16 protein-coding genes and 1 tRNA gene are annotated in these 16,587 nt (G+C 66.8%); 6 read left to right on the forward strand and 11 right to left on the reverse strand.

Going from position 1 to position 16,587, the window contains the following annotated elements; translation table 11 throughout:
- Positions 1-292 precede the first annotated feature (292 nt).
- Positions 293-664 (forward strand): hypothetical protein, encoded by a 372-nt coding sequence (locus tag AC5FRZ_RS00635; protein WP_493563604.1) that lies wholly within the window; start codon positions 293-295, stop codon positions 662-664.
- Positions 665-786: 122 nt separating this feature from the next.
- Here AC5FRZ_RS00635 and AC5FRZ_RS00640 read toward each other — a convergent pair whose 3' ends face one another.
- Positions 787-1,032: a ferredoxin gene (locus tag AC5FRZ_RS00640; protein WP_170092947.1), complete on the reverse strand. Its 246-nt coding sequence runs from the start codon at positions 1,030-1,032 to the stop codon at positions 787-789.
- A 425-nt stretch (positions 1,033-1,457) separates the two neighbouring features.
- On the opposite strand from AC5FRZ_RS00640, the gene AC5FRZ_RS00645 reads away from it, so the two are divergent.
- From AC5FRZ_RS00645 to AC5FRZ_RS00655, 3 genes are all read left to right on the forward strand, one after another.
- Positions 1,458-3,890, forward strand: a complete 2,433-nt coding sequence (locus AC5FRZ_RS00645; RefSeq protein ID WP_493563605.1) for an ATP-dependent DNA helicase — start codon at positions 1,458-1,460, stop codon at positions 3,888-3,890.
- Positions 3,890-4,390, forward strand: coding sequence for a KEOPS complex subunit Cgi121 (gene cgi121, locus AC5FRZ_RS00650; RefSeq protein ID WP_493563606.1), 501 nt, complete (start codon positions 3,890-3,892; stop codon positions 4,388-4,390). The genes AC5FRZ_RS00645 and cgi121 overlap by 1 nt, the downstream gene beginning before the upstream one ends.
- 120 nt (positions 4,391-4,510) lie before the next feature.
- A complete protein-coding gene (locus tag AC5FRZ_RS00655) occupies positions 4,511-5,401 on the forward strand; it encodes a hypothetical protein (RefSeq protein WP_493563607.1) in 891 nt (296 codons plus the stop codon).
- A gap of 33 nt (positions 5,402-5,434) precedes the next feature.
- Here AC5FRZ_RS00655 and AC5FRZ_RS00660 read toward each other — a convergent pair whose 3' ends face one another.
- The 3 genes from AC5FRZ_RS00660 to AC5FRZ_RS00670 all read right to left on the reverse strand — a co-directional run bounded on the left by AC5FRZ_RS00660 (position 5,435) and on the right by AC5FRZ_RS00670 (position 7,610).
- The gene (locus AC5FRZ_RS00660) at positions 5,435-6,838 is read right to left on the reverse strand and encodes an adenylosuccinate synthase (RefSeq protein WP_493563608.1); all 1,404 of its coding nucleotides are present in this window, start codon (positions 6,836-6,838) and stop codon (positions 5,435-5,437) included.
- Between the two features lie 68 nt (positions 6,839-6,906).
- Positions 6,907-7,449 carry a DUF1684 domain-containing protein gene (locus AC5FRZ_RS00665; protein WP_493563609.1) on the reverse strand — a complete coding sequence of 181 codons (543 nt, stop codon included), beginning with the start codon at positions 7,447-7,449 and terminating at the stop codon, positions 6,907-6,909.
- A gap of 90 nt (positions 7,450-7,539) precedes the next feature.
- Positions 7,540-7,610: transfer RNA gene (locus tag AC5FRZ_RS00670), tRNA-Gly, on the reverse strand.
- Positions 7,611-7,862: 252 nt separating this feature from the next.
- Here AC5FRZ_RS00670 and AC5FRZ_RS00675 point away from each other — a divergent pair.
- The gene (locus tag AC5FRZ_RS00675) at positions 7,863-8,315 is read left to right on the forward strand and encodes a reverse transcriptase-like protein (RefSeq protein ID WP_170092953.1); all 453 of its coding nucleotides are present in this window, start codon (positions 7,863-7,865) and stop codon (positions 8,313-8,315) included.
- A 6-nt stretch (positions 8,316-8,321) separates the two neighbouring features.
- Here the strand turns inward: AC5FRZ_RS00675 and AC5FRZ_RS00680 are convergent, their stop codons facing one another.
- The 3 genes from AC5FRZ_RS00680 to AC5FRZ_RS00690 all read right to left on the reverse strand — a co-directional run bounded on the left by AC5FRZ_RS00680 (position 8,322) and on the right by AC5FRZ_RS00690 (position 12,338).
- A complete protein-coding gene (locus AC5FRZ_RS00680; RefSeq protein ID WP_493563610.1) occupies positions 8,322-8,990 on the reverse strand; it encodes a cell surface protein in 669 nt (222 codons plus the stop codon).
- A 10-nt stretch (positions 8,991-9,000) separates the two neighbouring features.
- Entirely contained in the window at positions 9,001-11,691 is a 2,691-nt protein-coding gene (locus AC5FRZ_RS00685) for an alkaline phosphatase PhoX (RefSeq protein WP_493563611.1), read from the reverse strand.
- Positions 11,692-11,930: 239 nt separating this feature from the next.
- Entirely contained in the window at positions 11,931-12,338 is a 408-nt protein-coding gene (locus AC5FRZ_RS00690) for a hypothetical protein (RefSeq protein ID WP_153554776.1), read from the reverse strand.
- Positions 12,339-12,544: 206 nt separating this feature from the next.
- Here AC5FRZ_RS00690 and AC5FRZ_RS00695 point away from each other — a divergent pair, with 206 nt between their 5' ends.
- Positions 12,545-12,865, forward strand: a complete 321-nt coding sequence (locus AC5FRZ_RS00695) for a cupin domain-containing protein (RefSeq protein ID WP_372480007.1) — start codon at positions 12,545-12,547, stop codon at positions 12,863-12,865.
- A 207-nt stretch (positions 12,866-13,072) separates the two neighbouring features.
- On the opposite strand, the gene thsB is transcribed toward AC5FRZ_RS00695, so the two are convergent.
- The 4 genes from thsB to AC5FRZ_RS00715 form a co-directional block, all read right to left on the reverse strand.
- Positions 13,073-14,746 carry a thermosome subunit beta gene (gene thsB, locus AC5FRZ_RS00700; RefSeq protein WP_493563612.1) on the reverse strand — a complete coding sequence of 558 codons (1,674 nt, stop codon included), beginning with the start codon at positions 14,744-14,746 and terminating at the stop codon, positions 13,073-13,075.
- Between the two features lie 177 nt (positions 14,747-14,923).
- On the reverse strand, positions 14,924-15,316 hold the full coding sequence (locus tag AC5FRZ_RS00705; protein WP_153552214.1) for a DUF7383 domain-containing protein: 393 nt from the start codon (positions 15,314-15,316) through the stop codon (positions 14,924-14,926).
- Positions 15,317-15,400: 84 nt separating this feature from the next.
- Entirely contained in the window at positions 15,401-15,679 is a 279-nt protein-coding gene (locus tag AC5FRZ_RS00710; protein ID WP_153552215.1) for a hypothetical protein, read from the reverse strand.
- Between the two features lie 75 nt (positions 15,680-15,754).
- On the reverse strand, positions 15,755-16,513 hold the full coding sequence (locus tag AC5FRZ_RS00715; protein WP_170092960.1) for a creatininase family protein: 759 nt from the start codon (positions 16,511-16,513) through the stop codon (positions 15,755-15,757).
- Between the last annotated feature and the right edge of the window lie 74 nt (positions 16,514-16,587).

The raw sequence follows: 16,587 nt of genomic DNA on the forward strand, positions 1-16,587 counted from the left end.
AGCACAGACGGGCAAAATCGAGCCACACCCGACCGGACGACCCCAGTGAGATCGGTGTGTGGATCGTTTCGATCGTCGACAGCGGCGATGTCGAATCTGATCGTCTCGTCTTTTATTCACACCGCGAGTACCGTCTCGGTAACGGAGCATCGTACTGTGGTGTTTTCACACCGCGAGTACCGTCTCGGTAACGGAGCATCGTACTGTGGTGTTTTTACGACGTGGTGCGTTTAATCCAGATGTGCCGTCGAATGCAACGCCATTCGATTGCGGTCCCCGAGGGCTCACTCTCGTGATCGGACTGCTGTACGGGCTTACAGCAGGAATCATCATGACGACCCGAAGTCTCGACAGTCCGCTCACACGCCTCCCGGAGTCACCAGCCGTCGTTCTCGCCCTGTACGGTCTCCTCGTCGGCGTCACAGCGATCCTCGCGTGCATCGTGGCATACGCACTGCTGGGCTACACGCTGGTGACCCCGGCCCTCCTCCTGACAGGTCTCTCTGTCAGAGTTCTCTTTCCGCTGGAAGGCGGTCTCGGAAACCCGTACATCGGTACCCTGTCCGTGTTGCTGCTCGCAATCGTTCTCGCAGTCGTACTCGGCGCGACAGAGTTCCTCCTCCGGCGAATAACCGGTGTCTATCCACCGACGCCACTCCTCTGACTTTTTGTCCCGACGTAAACGAAATCCACGGTTTGTACGTATTCGACCTGATCGAGCAACGGAGCAGTCCCGAATCGAGACACTGACCTCGCCCGAACGGTCCGGTCGTCGTCGCTGACCGCTCAGGGAATCAGTTGCTCGCCGTCGTCGTCGTAGACGACGATCGCGTCGACGGGACAGGAGCGGGCCGCGAACTTCGCGTCGAGTTCCGCGCCGTCGGGCACCTCGCGGACGAAGACGCCGTCGTCGGTCTCCTCGCTGTCGGCCAGCACCGCCTTGCCGGCGTCCTCGTCGCGTTCGAAGGCGTCCCACTCGGCGACGCACTGGAACATCCCGATGCAGGTGTCGCGGTCGTACTCGATTCGCATACCGGCGATTGCGGCCTCTCGGGCAAAGTGCTGTCGCCATCGGCCACGGGGGCGATGCGGGCAGTGTTTCGTGAACAGATTTTGGGTAGCAATGCACCGAAAGCCCTCGCGCCGTTCCGGTCCCGGGACCACTGCTGCGCTCCGGTGGGTGCTTGCAGGGTCCGGGTTCCCGGAACGGCGCTCGCCCTTTCATCCGCCAGGACGTAGCTGGTGGCACTGTCCACGAGCCTGGTGGATGAAAGGGCGAGGCGCGCTTCGCGGCGTCTGCGGCGGCTCTATCCGAGCGGGAGCGAGGATATCCGCCACAGACGCCGCCGAACGTGTCGAGGGCTTTCAGTGCAGCAACGGCCGCCATTCGCTTCACTAAACACGAGCGCGACGCGAGGGCGACAGTTTAAACCACGGCAGGGGCCAATCGGGGCGTAATGGACGTTGCGGACCTGCCAGGTGTTCCGTCGTGGCTGCCAGAGCACCTGCAGTCGGCGGGGATCGAGGCACTGTACCCACCGCAGGCCGAGGCCGTCGAGGCCGGCGTCACGCGTGGCGAGAACCTCGTCGCCAGCATCCCGACCGCCAGCGGCAAGACCCTGATCGCCCAGCTGGCGATGCTGTCGGCGATCACGGACGCCGCCGGAACGAGCGAAGTGAGTCCTGGGGCCGACCCGGAGAACCCATCCGCGGACGGCGACGGCACCGCTCTCGGCGGCACGGCGCTGTACATCGTTCCCCTGCGGGCGCTGGCCAGCGAGAAGCAGGCCGAGTTCGAGCAGTTCGAGCAGTACGGGCTCGACGTGGGCGTCTCGACGGGCAACTACGAATCCGACGGCGGGTGGCTCGCCGATAAGGACATCGTCGTCGCCACCAGCGAGAAGGTCGACTCGCTGGTGCGCAACGACGCGCCGTGGCTCGACGACCTGGCCTGTGTCGTCAGCGACGAGGTCCACCTCGTCGACGACGCCGAACGCGGGCCGACGCTGGAGGTGACCCTCGCGAAGCTGCGACGGATCAACCCCGACATGCAGACGGTCGCGCTGTCGGCGACGATCGGCAACGCCGACGTGCTCGCCGAGTGGCTCGACGCCGCACTCGTCGACTCGGACTGGCGACCGATCTCCCTGAAGAAGGGGGTCCACTTCGGACAGGCGCTGCACCTCGAAGACGGCAGCCAGTCGGAGCTGCCGGTCCGCAACAACGAGAAGCAGACCGCAGCCATCGTCCGGGACACCCTCGACGACGACGGCTCGACGCTGGTGTTCGTCAACTCCCGGCGCAACGCGGAGGCCGCCGCGGGACGGCTGGCCAGCGTCACCCGCGAGGCCCTGACTCCTGAAGAGCGAGAGCAACTCGCGGACGTGGCCGCGGAGATCCGCGACGTGAGCGACACCGAGACGAGCGACGACCTGGCCGACGCCGTCGCCGACGGGGCCGCGTTTCACCACGCCGGATTGGCGTCGGGACACCGCGAACTCGTCGAGGAGGCGTTTCGCGACCGCCTGCTGAAGGTCGTCAGCGCCACGCCGACGCTGGCGGCGGGGGTCAACACGCCCAGCCGCCGGGTCGTCGTCCGGGACTGGCGACGCTACGACGGCACCGCTGGCGGAATGCAGCCCCTCTCGGTACTCGAAGTCCACCAGATGATGGGGCGGGCCGGCCGTCCGGGGCTGGATCCCTACGGGGAGGCGATCATCCCCGCCGCGAGCCACGACGAACTCGACGAGCTGTTCGACCGGTACGTCTGGGCCGATCCCGAGCCGGTCCAGTCGAAGCTGGCCGCCGAGCCGGCGCTGCGGACTCACCTGCTGGCGACGGTCGCGAGTGGGTTCGCCCGCTCTCGGGACGGGCTGCTCGAGTTCCTCGAACGAACGCTCTATGCCACCCAGACCGACGAGAGCGGCCGGCTGGAACGGGTCGTCGACGAGGTGCTGGGCTACCTGCAGCGCAACGACTTTCTGGAGCGTGACGGCGAGGAGCTCTCGGCGACCTCGCTGGGCCACACCGTGTCCCGGCTCTACCTCGATCCGATGAGTGCCGCCGAGATCATCGACGGCCTGCGGTCGGGCGGTGGCTCTGGTGCCAGCGGCGACGACGCGAGCGAGGAACCGGCCGGTTTCACGACCGCGAGCGAGCTCGCCGACGAGGCGGGCGACGGCGAGGCAGTCAACGACCCGACTGCGATGGGACTGTACCACCTCGTCGCGCGCACCCCGGACATGTACGAGCTGTACCTCCGTTCTGGCGACGAGGAGGAGTACAGCCAGATCGCCTTCGAACGTGAGGCAGAGTTCCTCGGGCGGATGCCGTCGGAGTTCGAAGACGACCGGTTCGAGGACTGGCTCGCCGCGCTCAAGACCGCACGCTTGCTGGAAGACTGGGCCAGCGAGGTCGACGAGGACGAGATCACCGACCGCTACGGCGTCGGCCCCGGCGACATCCGCGGCAAGGTCGAGTCCGCCCAGTGGTTGCTTGGGGCCGCCGAGTCGCTGGCGAGCGAACTCGGGCTCGACGCCGCGCCGGCCATCCGGCGCGCCCGGACCCGAGTCGAGCACGGCGTCCGCGAGGAGCTGGTCGACCTGGCGGGCGTCCGCGGCGTCGGGCGCAAGCGGGCACGACGGCTGTTCGACGCCGGCATCGAGAGCCGTGCCGACCTCCGAGACGCCGAGAAGTCGGTCGTGCTGGCGGCGCTGCGCGGCAGGGCCAAGACCGCCGAGAACGTCCTGGAGAGCGCCGGCCACCGCGATCCGTCGATGGACGGCGTCGAGCCCTCCGAGGACGTGTCGTACGAGCGAAGCGACGGCGACGGGCGAGGATCGGACGACGAGGAGACGACAGACGACCAGACCAGCCTGGGTGATTTCTGATGCAGGTGATCGAGGGCACTGCGACCGTCGACGACGTGGACCAGTTCGTCGAGCGACTCGGATCGCTGGGCGACGATCACGGCGTCGTCGTCCAGCCGTTCGACGCCCGCTACGTCGTCGACCGACGGCACCTCGAACGGGCGGTCGAGTTGGCCGATCGCGCGTTCGACCGCGGCGAGTCGATCGCCCGCGACCGGGCCGTCGAGATCCTGCTGTACGCCGCCGGTCGCCGCCAGATCAACCGTGCGCTGGCGATGGGCGTCGGAGAGGGCAGCCAGCCCGCCGTCGTCGTGGTCCACGACCCCACGGGCGAGGGCAGCGAGGCCGCGGCCGCCGACGCCGTCAGCGACCTGCTCGAACCGGGCGAGACGCTCGGTCGGTACGACGAGGTGCTCGTGCGGGAGTTCTTCGACGTGAACGAGGCCGAGCTGGCGGCGACCAGTGGCACGCTCTCGGATCTCGTCGCCGAGCGGGTCGCGCTGTTGACCGTCGAACGCTGACGCCGACGGGAACGTCCGTGTCGCGGGTGCGAGACGTGTCCGTCTCTCGTCACGTATGACGATCACCCCAGAACGGTATTAAGAAGCTATAACACCGCCTGTGGCGGGATTTTGGGTACGATGGTGTACTTCGAGGGAGCCGGACTCTTGATCGGTGCGATCGCACTCGGGGTGATCCACGGCATCGAACCGGGACACGGCTGGCCCGTGGCCGCCTCCTACGCCCTGGACCAGACGAACAAGTGGGCGTACGGCTTCGCCGCGAGCCTGATCCTCGGCGTCGGCCACCTCGTCAGCAGCATCGCGATGGTCGGCGCGTTCTTCTACGCCAAGGAGTATTTCAGCCTCACGCAGGTCAACGAGCCGATGACGGTGTTCGGGGGCCTCCAGATCGGCGGCCCCGTCAGTCTCGTGGCCGGCGTCCTGCTGATCGCGCTCGGGCTCCGTGAGTACCTGTCGGGCCACACACACGGCACCAGTGCCGGCCACGACCACGACGATGGCCACGACCACGGTCACACACACGACACGGACGACGGCCACGAGGGACACCACCACGCGGGCACCGACGATCACGGACACGAGATCGACGGCAGTCACGAGCACCACAGTGAAAGCGACGAGCACGCCCAGTCGCGCGAGCGAGCGGACCGGAGCCTCGTCGATCGACTGAAGACGGTGGCCCCGTTCGTCGGCGGCGGACACGCACACGGAGAGATGGACACCGACCGCGGGCTCCTGGGAATCGCGTGGTTCGCGTTCGTCCTGGGGTTCGCACACGAAGAAGAGTTCGAGATCATCGCGCTCTGTGCCGGTTCGGACGCGTGTCTCGAACTCATGAGTGCGTACGCGATGACGGTCATCGTCGGCATCGTCGGGCTGACGATGCTGTTGATCGCGGGCTACCAGCGCTGTGAGGAACGCGTCGAGCGGTACGCGCCGTATCTCCCCGTGTTCTCCGCGGTCGTCCTCGTCGTCATGGGGATCGGATTCGTCACCGGCATCTTCTGATACGGCCGTCGTCGGTCGGTGAACGAGACCGGGCTACGTCGTCGGGTTCTCCAGTACGATGGTCTGGTCGCGGCCGGGGCCGACGCCGACGGCATAGAGTGGCGTATCGAGTTCGTTCTCGACGAATTCGAGGTAGTCGCGGGCGTTCTCCGGGAGCGCGTCGTAGCCCTCGCTGGCGACGGCGTCCCAGTCGACTTCGGGCCAGCCGTCGAACGTGCGGTAATTCACCGAGCAGCGACCCCACTCCTCGGTCGTCGGCGGGACGGTGTCGATCTCGGTGCCGTCGAGATCGTAGCTGACGCCGACCTGGACCTCGTCGAGGCCGGCCAGTACGTCGATGTGGCCGACGACGACGCCGGTGAACCCGCTGGCCCGCGTCGCGTGGCGAAGCACCGGGAGGTCGAGCCAGCCGACACGGCGCGGTCGGCCGGTGACCGTGCCGTACTCGCCACCCTCGTCGCGGATGTAGGTCGCGAGTTCCTCCTCGCGCTCTCCGGCATCACTCAGCGGCTGCGCCGCTTCGTGGTCCGAGGCGCGCTGCGCCTCGCTGCCCTCGTAGCCCGGCGTGTCGCCCTCGACGCCGGCCAGCTCGGTCGGCAGCGGGCCGCTGCCGACGCGGGTGGCGTAGCCTTTGACGATGCCGACGATCTCGCCCTGCCCGATCTCGGTCGGCCCGAGTCCGGTCCCGGTACAGGCCCCACCGGCGGTCGGGTTCGACGAGGTGACGAACGGGTAGTTCCCGTGGTCGATGTCGATGAGCGTCCCCTGTGCGCCTTCGAGCAGCACTTCGTCGCCGTCGTCGATGCGAGACTGGAGGTAGTCGCCACAGTTGACGGTCATCCCTTCCTCGGCGAGTCGCTCGCCGTAGCCGCTGTAGGTCTCGAAGAGCGTCGCCAGGTCGAGTTCCTCGCCGGCCTGCTTGTCGTAGACCTCCTCGACGACGGCACGCTTCTGGGGAACGACGTACTCCAGTCGCGTCCGCAACACCTCCTCGTCGAGGAGGTCGCCGACCCTGATTCCCCGCCGGCCGGCCTTGTCCTCGTAGGTCGGGCCGATCCCCCGACCCGTCGTCCCGACCTCCTCGTCTTTGTCCTCCTCTTCGATCCCGTCCAGTCGCCGGTGGTACGGGAAGATGACGTGGGCGCGCTCTGCGACGCGCACGTCCGGGTCGAGGCCGCGCTCGCGGAGGGCGTCGAGTTCGTCGAACAGCGTCTCGGGGTTGACGACACAGCCGTTGCCGATGACGCAGGTCTTCCCCCGAACGACGCCGGAGGGCAGCAAGGAGAGTTCGTAGGTCTCGTCGCCGACGACGACGGTGTGGCCGGCGTTGTCGCCGCCCTGATAGCGAACGACGACGTCGGCACCCTCACCGTAGAGATCGACGGTGCCGCCCTTCCCCTCGTCGCCCAGCTGCGAGCCGATGATCGTGACGGTCATACCGCCCCGGTATTTTTACCCTCGCTACAAATCGGTGCCGGTTTGACTGGCCGGTCGGGACCGATCCGTCAGTACTCTCGCTCGCCGGCTTCGATCGTCGTCTCCAGCCAGTTGGCTTCGGGTGGGAGCGGACAGGAGAACGTCTCGCTGTAGGCACAGAACGGCGAGTACGCGAGGTTGAAATCGAGCACGACCTCGTCGCCGTCGGCGAGGGTCTCGTCGGGCTCCAGTTCCATGTAGCGCCCGCCGGAGTAGGTCTGCTGGCCGGTCGTCTTGTCGCGGAAGGGGACGAAGATCGCGTCGTCGGCGTCCTGACGGTAGCCCGCGAGTTCGTACGCCTCGCCGTCGATCTCGAAGTCGAACGTGACGACGCGCCGGTAGCGGACCGTCCGGCCGTCGCTGGTCTCCATCTCGACCGGCTCGGGCGAGTCGGCGACGGTGACCGTCGCAGTCACCCGGTAGGTCGGATCGGGTTCGAAGTAGTCCAGCCCATCGAAGTCCTCGCGGTCCTCTGGGGGGATCGGCGACTGGCGATGTTCGTCGAAGAAGGTATCTTTCTCCTCGCGACTCGCTCGCAGTTCGTCGGCCCATCCGTCGGGTACGTCGCTCATGGGGCGGGGTACGCCACGGGGAGGTTTATACTGCCGGCTGTCGGACGCGAACGAGATACGACGGGCTCGGCGACGAGCGTCACGAGAGAATGCGCCGTCCGGGAATTGAACCCGGGCTATTAGCTTGGGAAGCTAATGTCCTACCACTGGACCAACGGCGCGCTCACTACGTTCGCGCCCCGCGGATCGCGAACTACTCGTTCGCTCACCAACGGCGCTCTTTTCGTTCACCCCGCGGATCGCGAACCGGCACGTTCGCTCACCAACGGCGCTCTTTTCGTTCACCCCGCGGATCGCGAACCGGCACGTTCGCTCACCAACGGCGCTCGTTCACACGTTGTACCTCGGTCGCACTTGAACGTAGCGTTTCGTCGGACGACAGCGACTTGTCGCTACAGGCCCCAGTCGTCGCCGTGACGCCACGGACAGACCCGCTCCCGCCGTCGCTCTTGTTGTACTTCGACGCGAGCGTCCGCTACGGCGAGGACAACGCGACGCCGACCTCCGCAGCGGTGGGGTTCGTCGTCGAAGACGGCACGGAGACGATGATAGAGGGATCGCTCCCGGTTCGGACGTTCGTCTCCAGCGCACACTTGGAGTACCGCGCGCTGTTAGAGGGCGTGCAGGCGGTCGCGGGCCTGGACGGGCGGATCGCATCGTTACACGTCCACGGCGACGCCGACGCGGTGATCGACGCGGTCGACCCGGCGACCGACGCGACGCCGGGCGACCGGATCATGCGCCAGCGCGTCGCGGCCGTCCGGACGGCCGTCGACGAGATCCCGACGGTCACCTACCGCGCCGTCGGGCGGGGGCGCAACGAGCGCGCCCACGAACTCGCACAGTCGGGCCACGCGACCGAGTAGCCGAGGTCAACGTCGTCGGCCCAGCAGGGCCGCGATCGCGAGTGCGAGCGCCGCGGCCAGAGCGTCGAAGCCGGGACCGGAGCCCGTCGTCGTCACCGCACCGCCGCCCGACGCGTCCGTCTCGGGTGGCTCGCCGCCGGACGCGGCGTCGGTGGTCGGCTGCCGGTCCGTCTCCGTCGGGGTCGCCGTCGGCGTGTCGACCGCGATGGTCCCCGCCGCCGTCCCCGGATCGACGCGACCGCCGTCGTCGTCGTCGATCTGGGCAGCCTCGACGGCGAGGGGCGCGGTGCCCGTGCCGTTGGCCTCGACGGTGACCGTCGCGAGGGTCACGTTCGTGGCACCCGGGCCGACTGCGGACTCTAGGTCTGCGGCCTCGATCGTGATTTCCCGGCCGTCGGGACCGACGTCGGGGTCGGTCGTTGGTCGGAACTGGTCGGGATACTCGGCACCGCCGACGGTCGCGACGCCAGAGCGGAGCGCGAGGCGGACCTCGAACCCGGCGAGTCCGTCCGGAGCCGAGTCGAGTGCCACGCGAACCGTCGTCGAGCCGTCCGGTTCCAGCGTCGCGTCGTCGATCGTGAGCGTCGGCTCGCTCTGGACGCCTCCGGCGGGCGCGACCGCCAGACAGGCCGCCAGGACGACGACGCAGGCGAGGACGAGCGGTCGAGTGGTCATCGGTCGACGATCAGATCTCCTCGTAGAGTTCGACGACGTCGTCGAAGTCGATCCGACCGTTGTCGTTGAAGTCGTAGGCCTCCGGATTCAGCCGGACGGCGTCGGAGTCGATCGCCTCGAACAGCAAGACCACGTCGTCGTAGTCGACGCGCCCGTTGCCGTTGACGTCCTCGTAGCGCCCGTCGCTGTCGGGGTCTTCCGGGACAGCGCCGCCGCCGGCAGCGGGGGGGCCGGTGATGACGAGCCCGCGACGGGTCTCGACGCCGATCTCGACGCCCGCCTCGTCGTCGATCCCTTCGACGGACACCGCGAGGTCCGTCGTGCCGGGAGCACTGCCGGTGACTTCGACGCCGGCAAGCGTCACGTCGAGTGAGCCGGGCTGGATCGAGCGCTCGATGTCGCCGACTCGGATCGTCGCGCTCGAGCCGTCGTCGGCGATACTGACCTTCTGCAGGCCGATCGCGTCGGGGAACGTCACGTCGGAGATCGCCGCGACCTCGGGATCGGTGAGCGAGACGGTGAACTCCCCACCGGCGAATCCACCCGGCGCGGCGTTCATCGTGAGATCGACGGTGCCGGTCGCCTCCGGGGAGACGGCGACGGCCGAAGCGTCGAGGATCGCGTCGGGCTGGTAGACGTACAGCCCGTCGTTGGGGTACGAACGAGCGGGGCCGCCGAAGCCGTCCTCACAGCAGAGCACGCGCCCGTCGTCCATCACGTAGACGTTGTCGATGTTGCGCAAGGCGTCGTCGGCGTCGGCGGCCGGATCGGTGAAGTCGGGGCCGACGATCACCGGCTCCAGCGTCGAGACGTTGTAGTCGCGTTCGATCTGGCCACGGTAGACGACGCCGCCGTCGACGCGGTCCATCTGCACGTCGCCCTCGTCGTCCGCGAGGGCGTCGTTGAACTCCGAGATGCCGAAGTAGACGAAGTCGCCGGGGCCGGCGTCGTCCTGGCTGTCGACGCCTTCGGCCTTGTTGAACTCGATGGAGGCTCCGATCTCCTTGGCGGCGGCGCGCGTTTCGAGGAAGGGCACGCGTCGGAGCGCCTCGTCGACGTTCTCCGGGCCGTTCTGTTCGTACTGGGCGGCCCACTCGACGATCTCGTCGTTCGTGATGTAGTTCTGGTTGCCGTCCTCGACGACCGCCTTGTCGGCCTCTTCGAGCGCGGTCGCCAGGTCGTCGGTCCAGTCGGTCTCGGCGTGGGCTTCGAGGTAATCCTCCTGGGTCACGTCGTCGTACTCGGCGATCCAGGACTCGATTTCGGCGTTGCTGGCGTGGCCGAGTGCCAGCCACTCGATCTCCAGAGAGGCGGCTGCCGGAGAGTTGCGCTCGCCGCCGTCGGCGACCGAGGCCGCGTCGTTGGTGATCTTCGGCGCGTACAGAGTCCCCTCGACGTCCATCGGGTCCTCGTAGCTCGGGATCGGTTCGTCGGCGACGAACTTGTAGATGCCCTTGCTGTCGCCGTCCGAGCAGCCATAGACCGTCCGCTCGTCGGGCAACACGTCGGGCGACTCCCAGGCCGCTCGCCCCATCACGTAGTACTTGATCGGCTCTGGGGTCTCAGCGGCCGGCTCGCGGAAGTCGACGTGGTAGCCGTAGCGGTAGGGGTTGGGGTACACGTCGCCGATCGGGTTCGTCGTGTTGTTCTCGTTGTCGCCGGTCTGGTCGACCTGCTCTGCGCCGAGGTAGTACGCGAGGAACTCGACGCCGTCCAGCGCCCAGTACCCCTGGACGAACCACGAGTCGTCGCCGTAGTACTCGTCGATCGCGTCCTGGATACCCACCGGGTTCGGCCGATTCCAGAACTGACAGCTGGCGACGAGCCCCTTGCCGGTGCCGGCCGACTCGATGTCGCCGACCGTGTTGGTCAGCGAAACACGGGGGTGAGCGTAGTTCTCCTCCGAGGAGAGCATCGTGTTCCACGGGCTGCGGTCGCCGTAGCAGTTGATCCGCGTCCCGCCGAGTTCGCGGAGCGGTTCCGTGTTCGCCAGGTTCGTGGCGTTCTCCAGGTCCGCTTCCCACTCGCCCTCGTCGGTCCGACTGACGGGCAGACGAGTGACGTTGCCCGGACTGTTCTCCCAGTTCGTGTAGAGATACCCCTCCGTCCCGTCGTCGTTCGTCGGGATGAACTGGTTGCAGTCGGGGTTGGTCGCGGCCGCGCCGTACTGGGTCCCCGCGAAGTTGTCCTGCGTAATCTCGGTGCCGTCGGGGGTCTGGACGACGCCGAATCGCTCGTCGCCGCCCTGGATCTCTTCCCGAGCGTGCGCCAGGAAGACGTACTCGCCCTCCGAAGAACGGATCCGTCCCTGTTCGTCGACCGTCGAGGGAACCGACAGCTCGGAGAAGTCGTCGTTGTCGCCGTCCAGTTCGAACGTGAAGCCACTGAAGTAGCCCACCCCGGCCCGGTCGAAGGGCGCTTCGTTGGCCTTCACGTCCGAGTTTTCGAAGTCGCCGCCACGGTCGCCCGTCGCGGGGTGTTGGTTGCTGTAGAGGAGACTGCCGTCCTGAAAGACGAACGGGCCAGTCACTTCCGCGCCGAAGGAGGTCGTCGAGAACCGCTTCAACGACCCGTTCACACCGGGCGCACCCGGCGTGTCCGATTCACCCACTTCGTCACCACTCGCGACACCCGCGACGCTCGCACCGAGCGCCGCTGCCACCGAACTCGCCATTAGATTCCGTCGATTGAGATCTACCATCTGCGGGTGGATCCGGGGAACCGCTGGTAAAGCTCGTTTATATGAGGGGTCCGTGCGTCGACGTACCGCTGTGACCGAAATTACTAGGCGATCCTAATCAAAACTATCTCGATACCTATTGAGAAATAATTTCACACAGCGCCGGGAAAATTCCGGGCTTTCGACAGAGTTCGAGGGCGGACTGCCCCGCCGTCGGCTGTGAGACGAGAGGTGTACAGGTACCGGGCCGGTTCAGAGCGTCACTGACGGTCGACGATGCCCTCGCGAATCTCACTGGCGCGCTTGCGGACCCGCGAGACGTAGCGTTCGGCCCGTTCGGGCTTGTGGCCGTAGAAGGAAGCGACCCACTGGGCGTCGACGCCCGGCATCGTCACGAAGTACGCCGCCAGCGTGTCCCGGCCGGCCTGGACGATCTCCGGCGGGATACCCCGACCGCCGGTCCCGACCTCCGCGAAGCCGTTGACGTCGAAGTACACGTCGGCGTACAGCAGCGCGCTCTCCTCGTCCTCGAAGGTCTTCCCACAGTGGTCCGGCGCTTCGAACCGATACTGTGACCCCTCCTCCGCGGGGAGTTCGACGACCGAAACGTCCAGCGGATACGACGCACAGACTCGTTCGCCCTCCTGTCGTTCCCGTGACTGAGACATACACCGGTCGCTCGGAGGGAGACCACATCAACGTATGTAAGAGTCGTACGGAGCGGTCCCACAGCCTCCTGTGAGAACTATTTGCACGACCGAGCGGAGCCACCGCAAACGGATGCGTACCCGATCGACTGCTGTCGTGCGGTCGGTGTGTGGATCGTCCGCCGCCGGGTCAAGGCCTTTGACGCTGGCAGTCGACGTACCGAGTGATGTCCCACACGCTGGTCAACTACGAGGACGTGGAACCGCGCGCCGAGAGCATGCACTTTCTGCGAGACGCCCTCGGAACCGAGCAGTTGGGCGTGACGGTGCTGGACTGCGACCCCGGCTGGAGCGGGATGGAGCACGACCACGCCGACGAGGACCACGAGGAGGTGTACTACCTCGCGGAGGGCGCGGCGACGGTCACCGTCGACGGCGAGGCCGTCGAGATGGACGCCGGCGACGCGCTCCGAGTCTCGCCCGACGCGACCCGCAGTATCCAGAACGGCGACACCGAGAGCACGTTCGTGCTCGTCGGTGCGCCGTGAGAGCTGTTGCTGTCGGGTTGTAGCGAACGAAGATCGGTCGGTGTGCGGTGCGGGCGAGGGAGTAGGGCCGCGAACACCCGGAGGGTGTGAGCGGGCGCGAGGGCGACTACCGCGCGCCGAAGGCGCGCGACTGGAGCCCGACGCGCTTTTTCCCCACGTTTTTGCAAACGAGCGGCCGTCAGGCCGCGAGTGAAGCAAAAAGTGGGTTTACATCATGCCGCCCATGCCGCCGCCCATACCGCCCATTCCGCCGGGCGCGCCGCCGGGGCCGCCTTCCTCGTCGCCGCCACTGGTCGAGAGGTCGCCAGCCGCGATGATGTCGTCGATTTTGAGCACGAGGTTCGCCGCCTCGGCAGCCGAGGAGATCGCCTGTCGCTTCGCGTGGGCGGGCTCGACGACGCCTTCCTCGAGCGTGTTGACCACGTCACCGCTGTACACGTCGAGGCCGGCCTGGACGTCGCCACCCTCGTGGGCGGCGCGCAGGTCGACCAGCGAGTCGATGGAGTCCAGGCCCGCGTTCTCTGCGAGCGTGCGCGGGATGAGCTCCAGCGCGTCGGCGAAGGCCTCGACGGCCAGCTGTTCGCGGCCTTCGACGCCGTCCGCGTAGTCTCGCAGGCGGCTGGCGAGTTCGACTTCGGGTGCGCCGCCACCGGCGAGGATCTGGCCGTCGGCGACCGTCGAGGCGACGACGTCGAGTGCGTCCTGGACGCCGCGTTCGAGTTCGTCGACGACGTGGTCGGTGGAGGCACGCAGGAGGAGCGTGACGCCGTGTGCGTCGTCGCCCTCGCCCTCGACGTAGAAGAGCTCTTCCTCGGTGTCCCGGCGGATGGAGCCGTGGCCGAGGTCGTCGGCGGTGGCGTTGTGTACGTCGGAGACGATGTTCGCGCCGAGCACCTCTCGGAGGAACTCGATGTCGGACTTCTTGGCCCGTCGGACGGCGAGGATGCCCTCCTTTGCGAGGTAGTGCTGGGCCATGTCGTCGATGCCCTTCTGGCAGAAGACGACGTTCGCGCCGGTCGCGGCGATGGCGTCGACCATCTCTTCGAGCTGCTCTTCTTCCTTGTCGAGGAAGTTCTGGAGCTGGCTCGGGTCGTCGACGGAGAGCTGGGCGTCGACTTCGGTCTCGTCGAGCTCGATCGGCGTGTCGAGCAGGAGCACGTCGGCGTCGTCGACGGTGGTCGGCATCTCCTCGTGGACGGGGTCCTTGTCGACGACCGCGCCCTCGATGAGCTCCGAGTCAGAGACCGCACGGCCGGTCTGGGTCTCGATGTTGAGGAACTCGAGGTCGGCGATGACCGAGCCGTCCTCGGCCTCGACGGTGACGGCGTTGACCGCGTCGACGATGAGCTGGGCGAGCAGTTCCTTGTTGAGCTCCGCGCCCTTGCCCGTCATGGAGGTCTCGGCGAGCTTCTTGAGCAGTGCCTCGTCGTCGGGCTCGACGGACGTGGCGATCTCGCCGATCTGGTTCTTGGCTTCCGTCGACGCGAGGTCGAAGCCCTTGATGATCGCCGTCGGGTGAATGTCCTGTTCGAGGAGCTCCTCGGCGTTTTTCAGCAGTTCGCCCGCGATGGAGACGGCGGTCGTCGTGCCGTCGCCGGCCTCGTCTTCCTGGGCCTCGGCGACCTCGACGATCATCTCGGCCGTCGGGTTGTCGATGTCCATCTCCGTGAGGATGGTGACGCCGTCGTTCGTGACGGTCACGTCACCGAGCGAGGAGACGAGCATCTTGTCCATCCCCTTCGGGCCGAGTGTCGATCGGACCGACTCCGCGACCGCGCGGGCCGCCGAGATGTTGTGGCTCTGTGCGTCCTTGTCCTTCATCCGCTGGGAGTCCTCTCCCAGAATGATCATCGGCTGACCCTGCATTTGCCGCTGGCTCATAATCGTTCGATTGATTGAATGTGCTTCTATATAAAAGTGTGGGTTTTACCCCGTCCCCGGGATCGACGGATCGACGGTCAGGAGATCAGAAACCCGGGGACGACGCCCGAACGACGCGAATAGCGTGGGAAGTGTTGCCACGGGAAGGTCCCCGACTCCCCCATCTTTTATACGGCCCTAGTCGACCGGTTCCTTCCAGTTGACGGTGAGCGTCCCGACGACGAAGCTGTCGTCGGTGGTCGTATCGCGCTGGAACTGGAGGGTGTTCTCGCCCTCGCGCAGGCGCGCCGACGTGACGGTGTCCATCCAGTACTGCCAGCCGTGTTCCGTCGGGAGGTCGAAGCCAGACAGCGCCTGGCCGTTGATCAACAGCTCGTGGTCGTAGCTGCCCACGTCGTAGACCTGCATCTGGACGTACGGCTCGACGGGATCGGCCGTCGGCACGTCGAAGGTGTGGACGTCGCTCTCGTCGGCCGAGAACGTCGCCCACGGTACGTCGAGCGCGTTCGGGTCCGGCCCCAGCTGTTCCTGCAAGGACACCATCGCGTAGTTCGCGCGGTAGTCGGTCATAGTCGGTCCCTCGCCCGGCGTGCCCTTAGCTATCGGGGGCAAGTAACGTGCTCGCGAGACGCCCGAGGGGCGCGTCTGGACCGGTCACACACCGAGCGAGAGCGCGATCGACAGCGCCAGCGCCACGAACAGGAACAGGCTCGTACCGATCAGGAGGTACGCTGCGGGGCCGTACTCGGTGACGATCGGGTTCTCCTCGTACCGCACCAGTCCGTAGAGGCTCCCCAGCATGAGCATGGCGGCACCGAGCAACTGGACGACGGTGGGCAGCGTCAGCGCGAACGGAGAGACCACACCGAGCTGTGCGACCAGGAGGAGACTGACTCCCAGGAAACACAGCGAGACCACACGAGAGGGATGCATCTATCGGGAGATACGCGATCAGGGACCGAAAGGGCTGTGAACTGACCGCGGTCGGAGTGGTGAAGTCCTCCCGGTTCAGACCGCGTCGCGTTCGGCTTCGATGTACTCGACGTACGTCTCGACGACGTTCTGGAAGATCGCTTCGCCAGCCTCCGCAGTCGCCGCCGACGGGTCACCGAGGACCCCGTTTTCCGTGATGGACGCGAACCCCTCGCTCAGCAGACGGGCAGCCGAGAAGTCGCCTTCGGGGCCGGGCTCGATGTCGGCTGTCCTGACGAGTCCCTCGTCGATGGCCAGCACCATCGCCGTCTCCGCGGCACCGGCGTGGATAACGTCCTGCTCGTACTCGATCCCGGCCTCGCTCAGCCCCTCGTTCAGCAACGCCATGTGTTCGTCGAGGTCGGCGAGCGTGATCACCGTGGCGTCGATCTCGCGGGCGATGTCGGGTGCGACGGTGGTGACCGGTCCGAAATTCCCGCCGTGAGTGGGAACGAGGACGACGTACTCGAAGCCGTGGGTGTCGAGCGATCGGCAGTACGATCGGATCACGTCCATCAGCGTCTCCGGAGGGACGGTGATCGTGCCGGGAAACTCCATGTGGTGGCCCGAACAGCCGGGTCGAATCGTGGGGGCGGCGAGGGCGTCGCCCAGTTCGGCGGCGATGCGGCGCGAGAGTTCGTCACCGTCCAGCGTATCCATGTTCAACGGGAGGTGTGGCCCGTGCTGTTCGATCGAACCGACGGCAACGATCGCCGTCCGGGCTCCGTCTTCGAGGGCTGTTTCGACTTCCGGCCATACCATCTCCTCAAGACACACTGACCTGCGAGAAGACATGTAACTGTGATTGCCAGGGTGACAATCAAAAATATGTCGGAGTCGAAGGACGACAGAGCGTGCCAGAGTCGTCG

Source organism: Halomicrobium sp. HArcht1-1 (assembly GCF_058933285.1).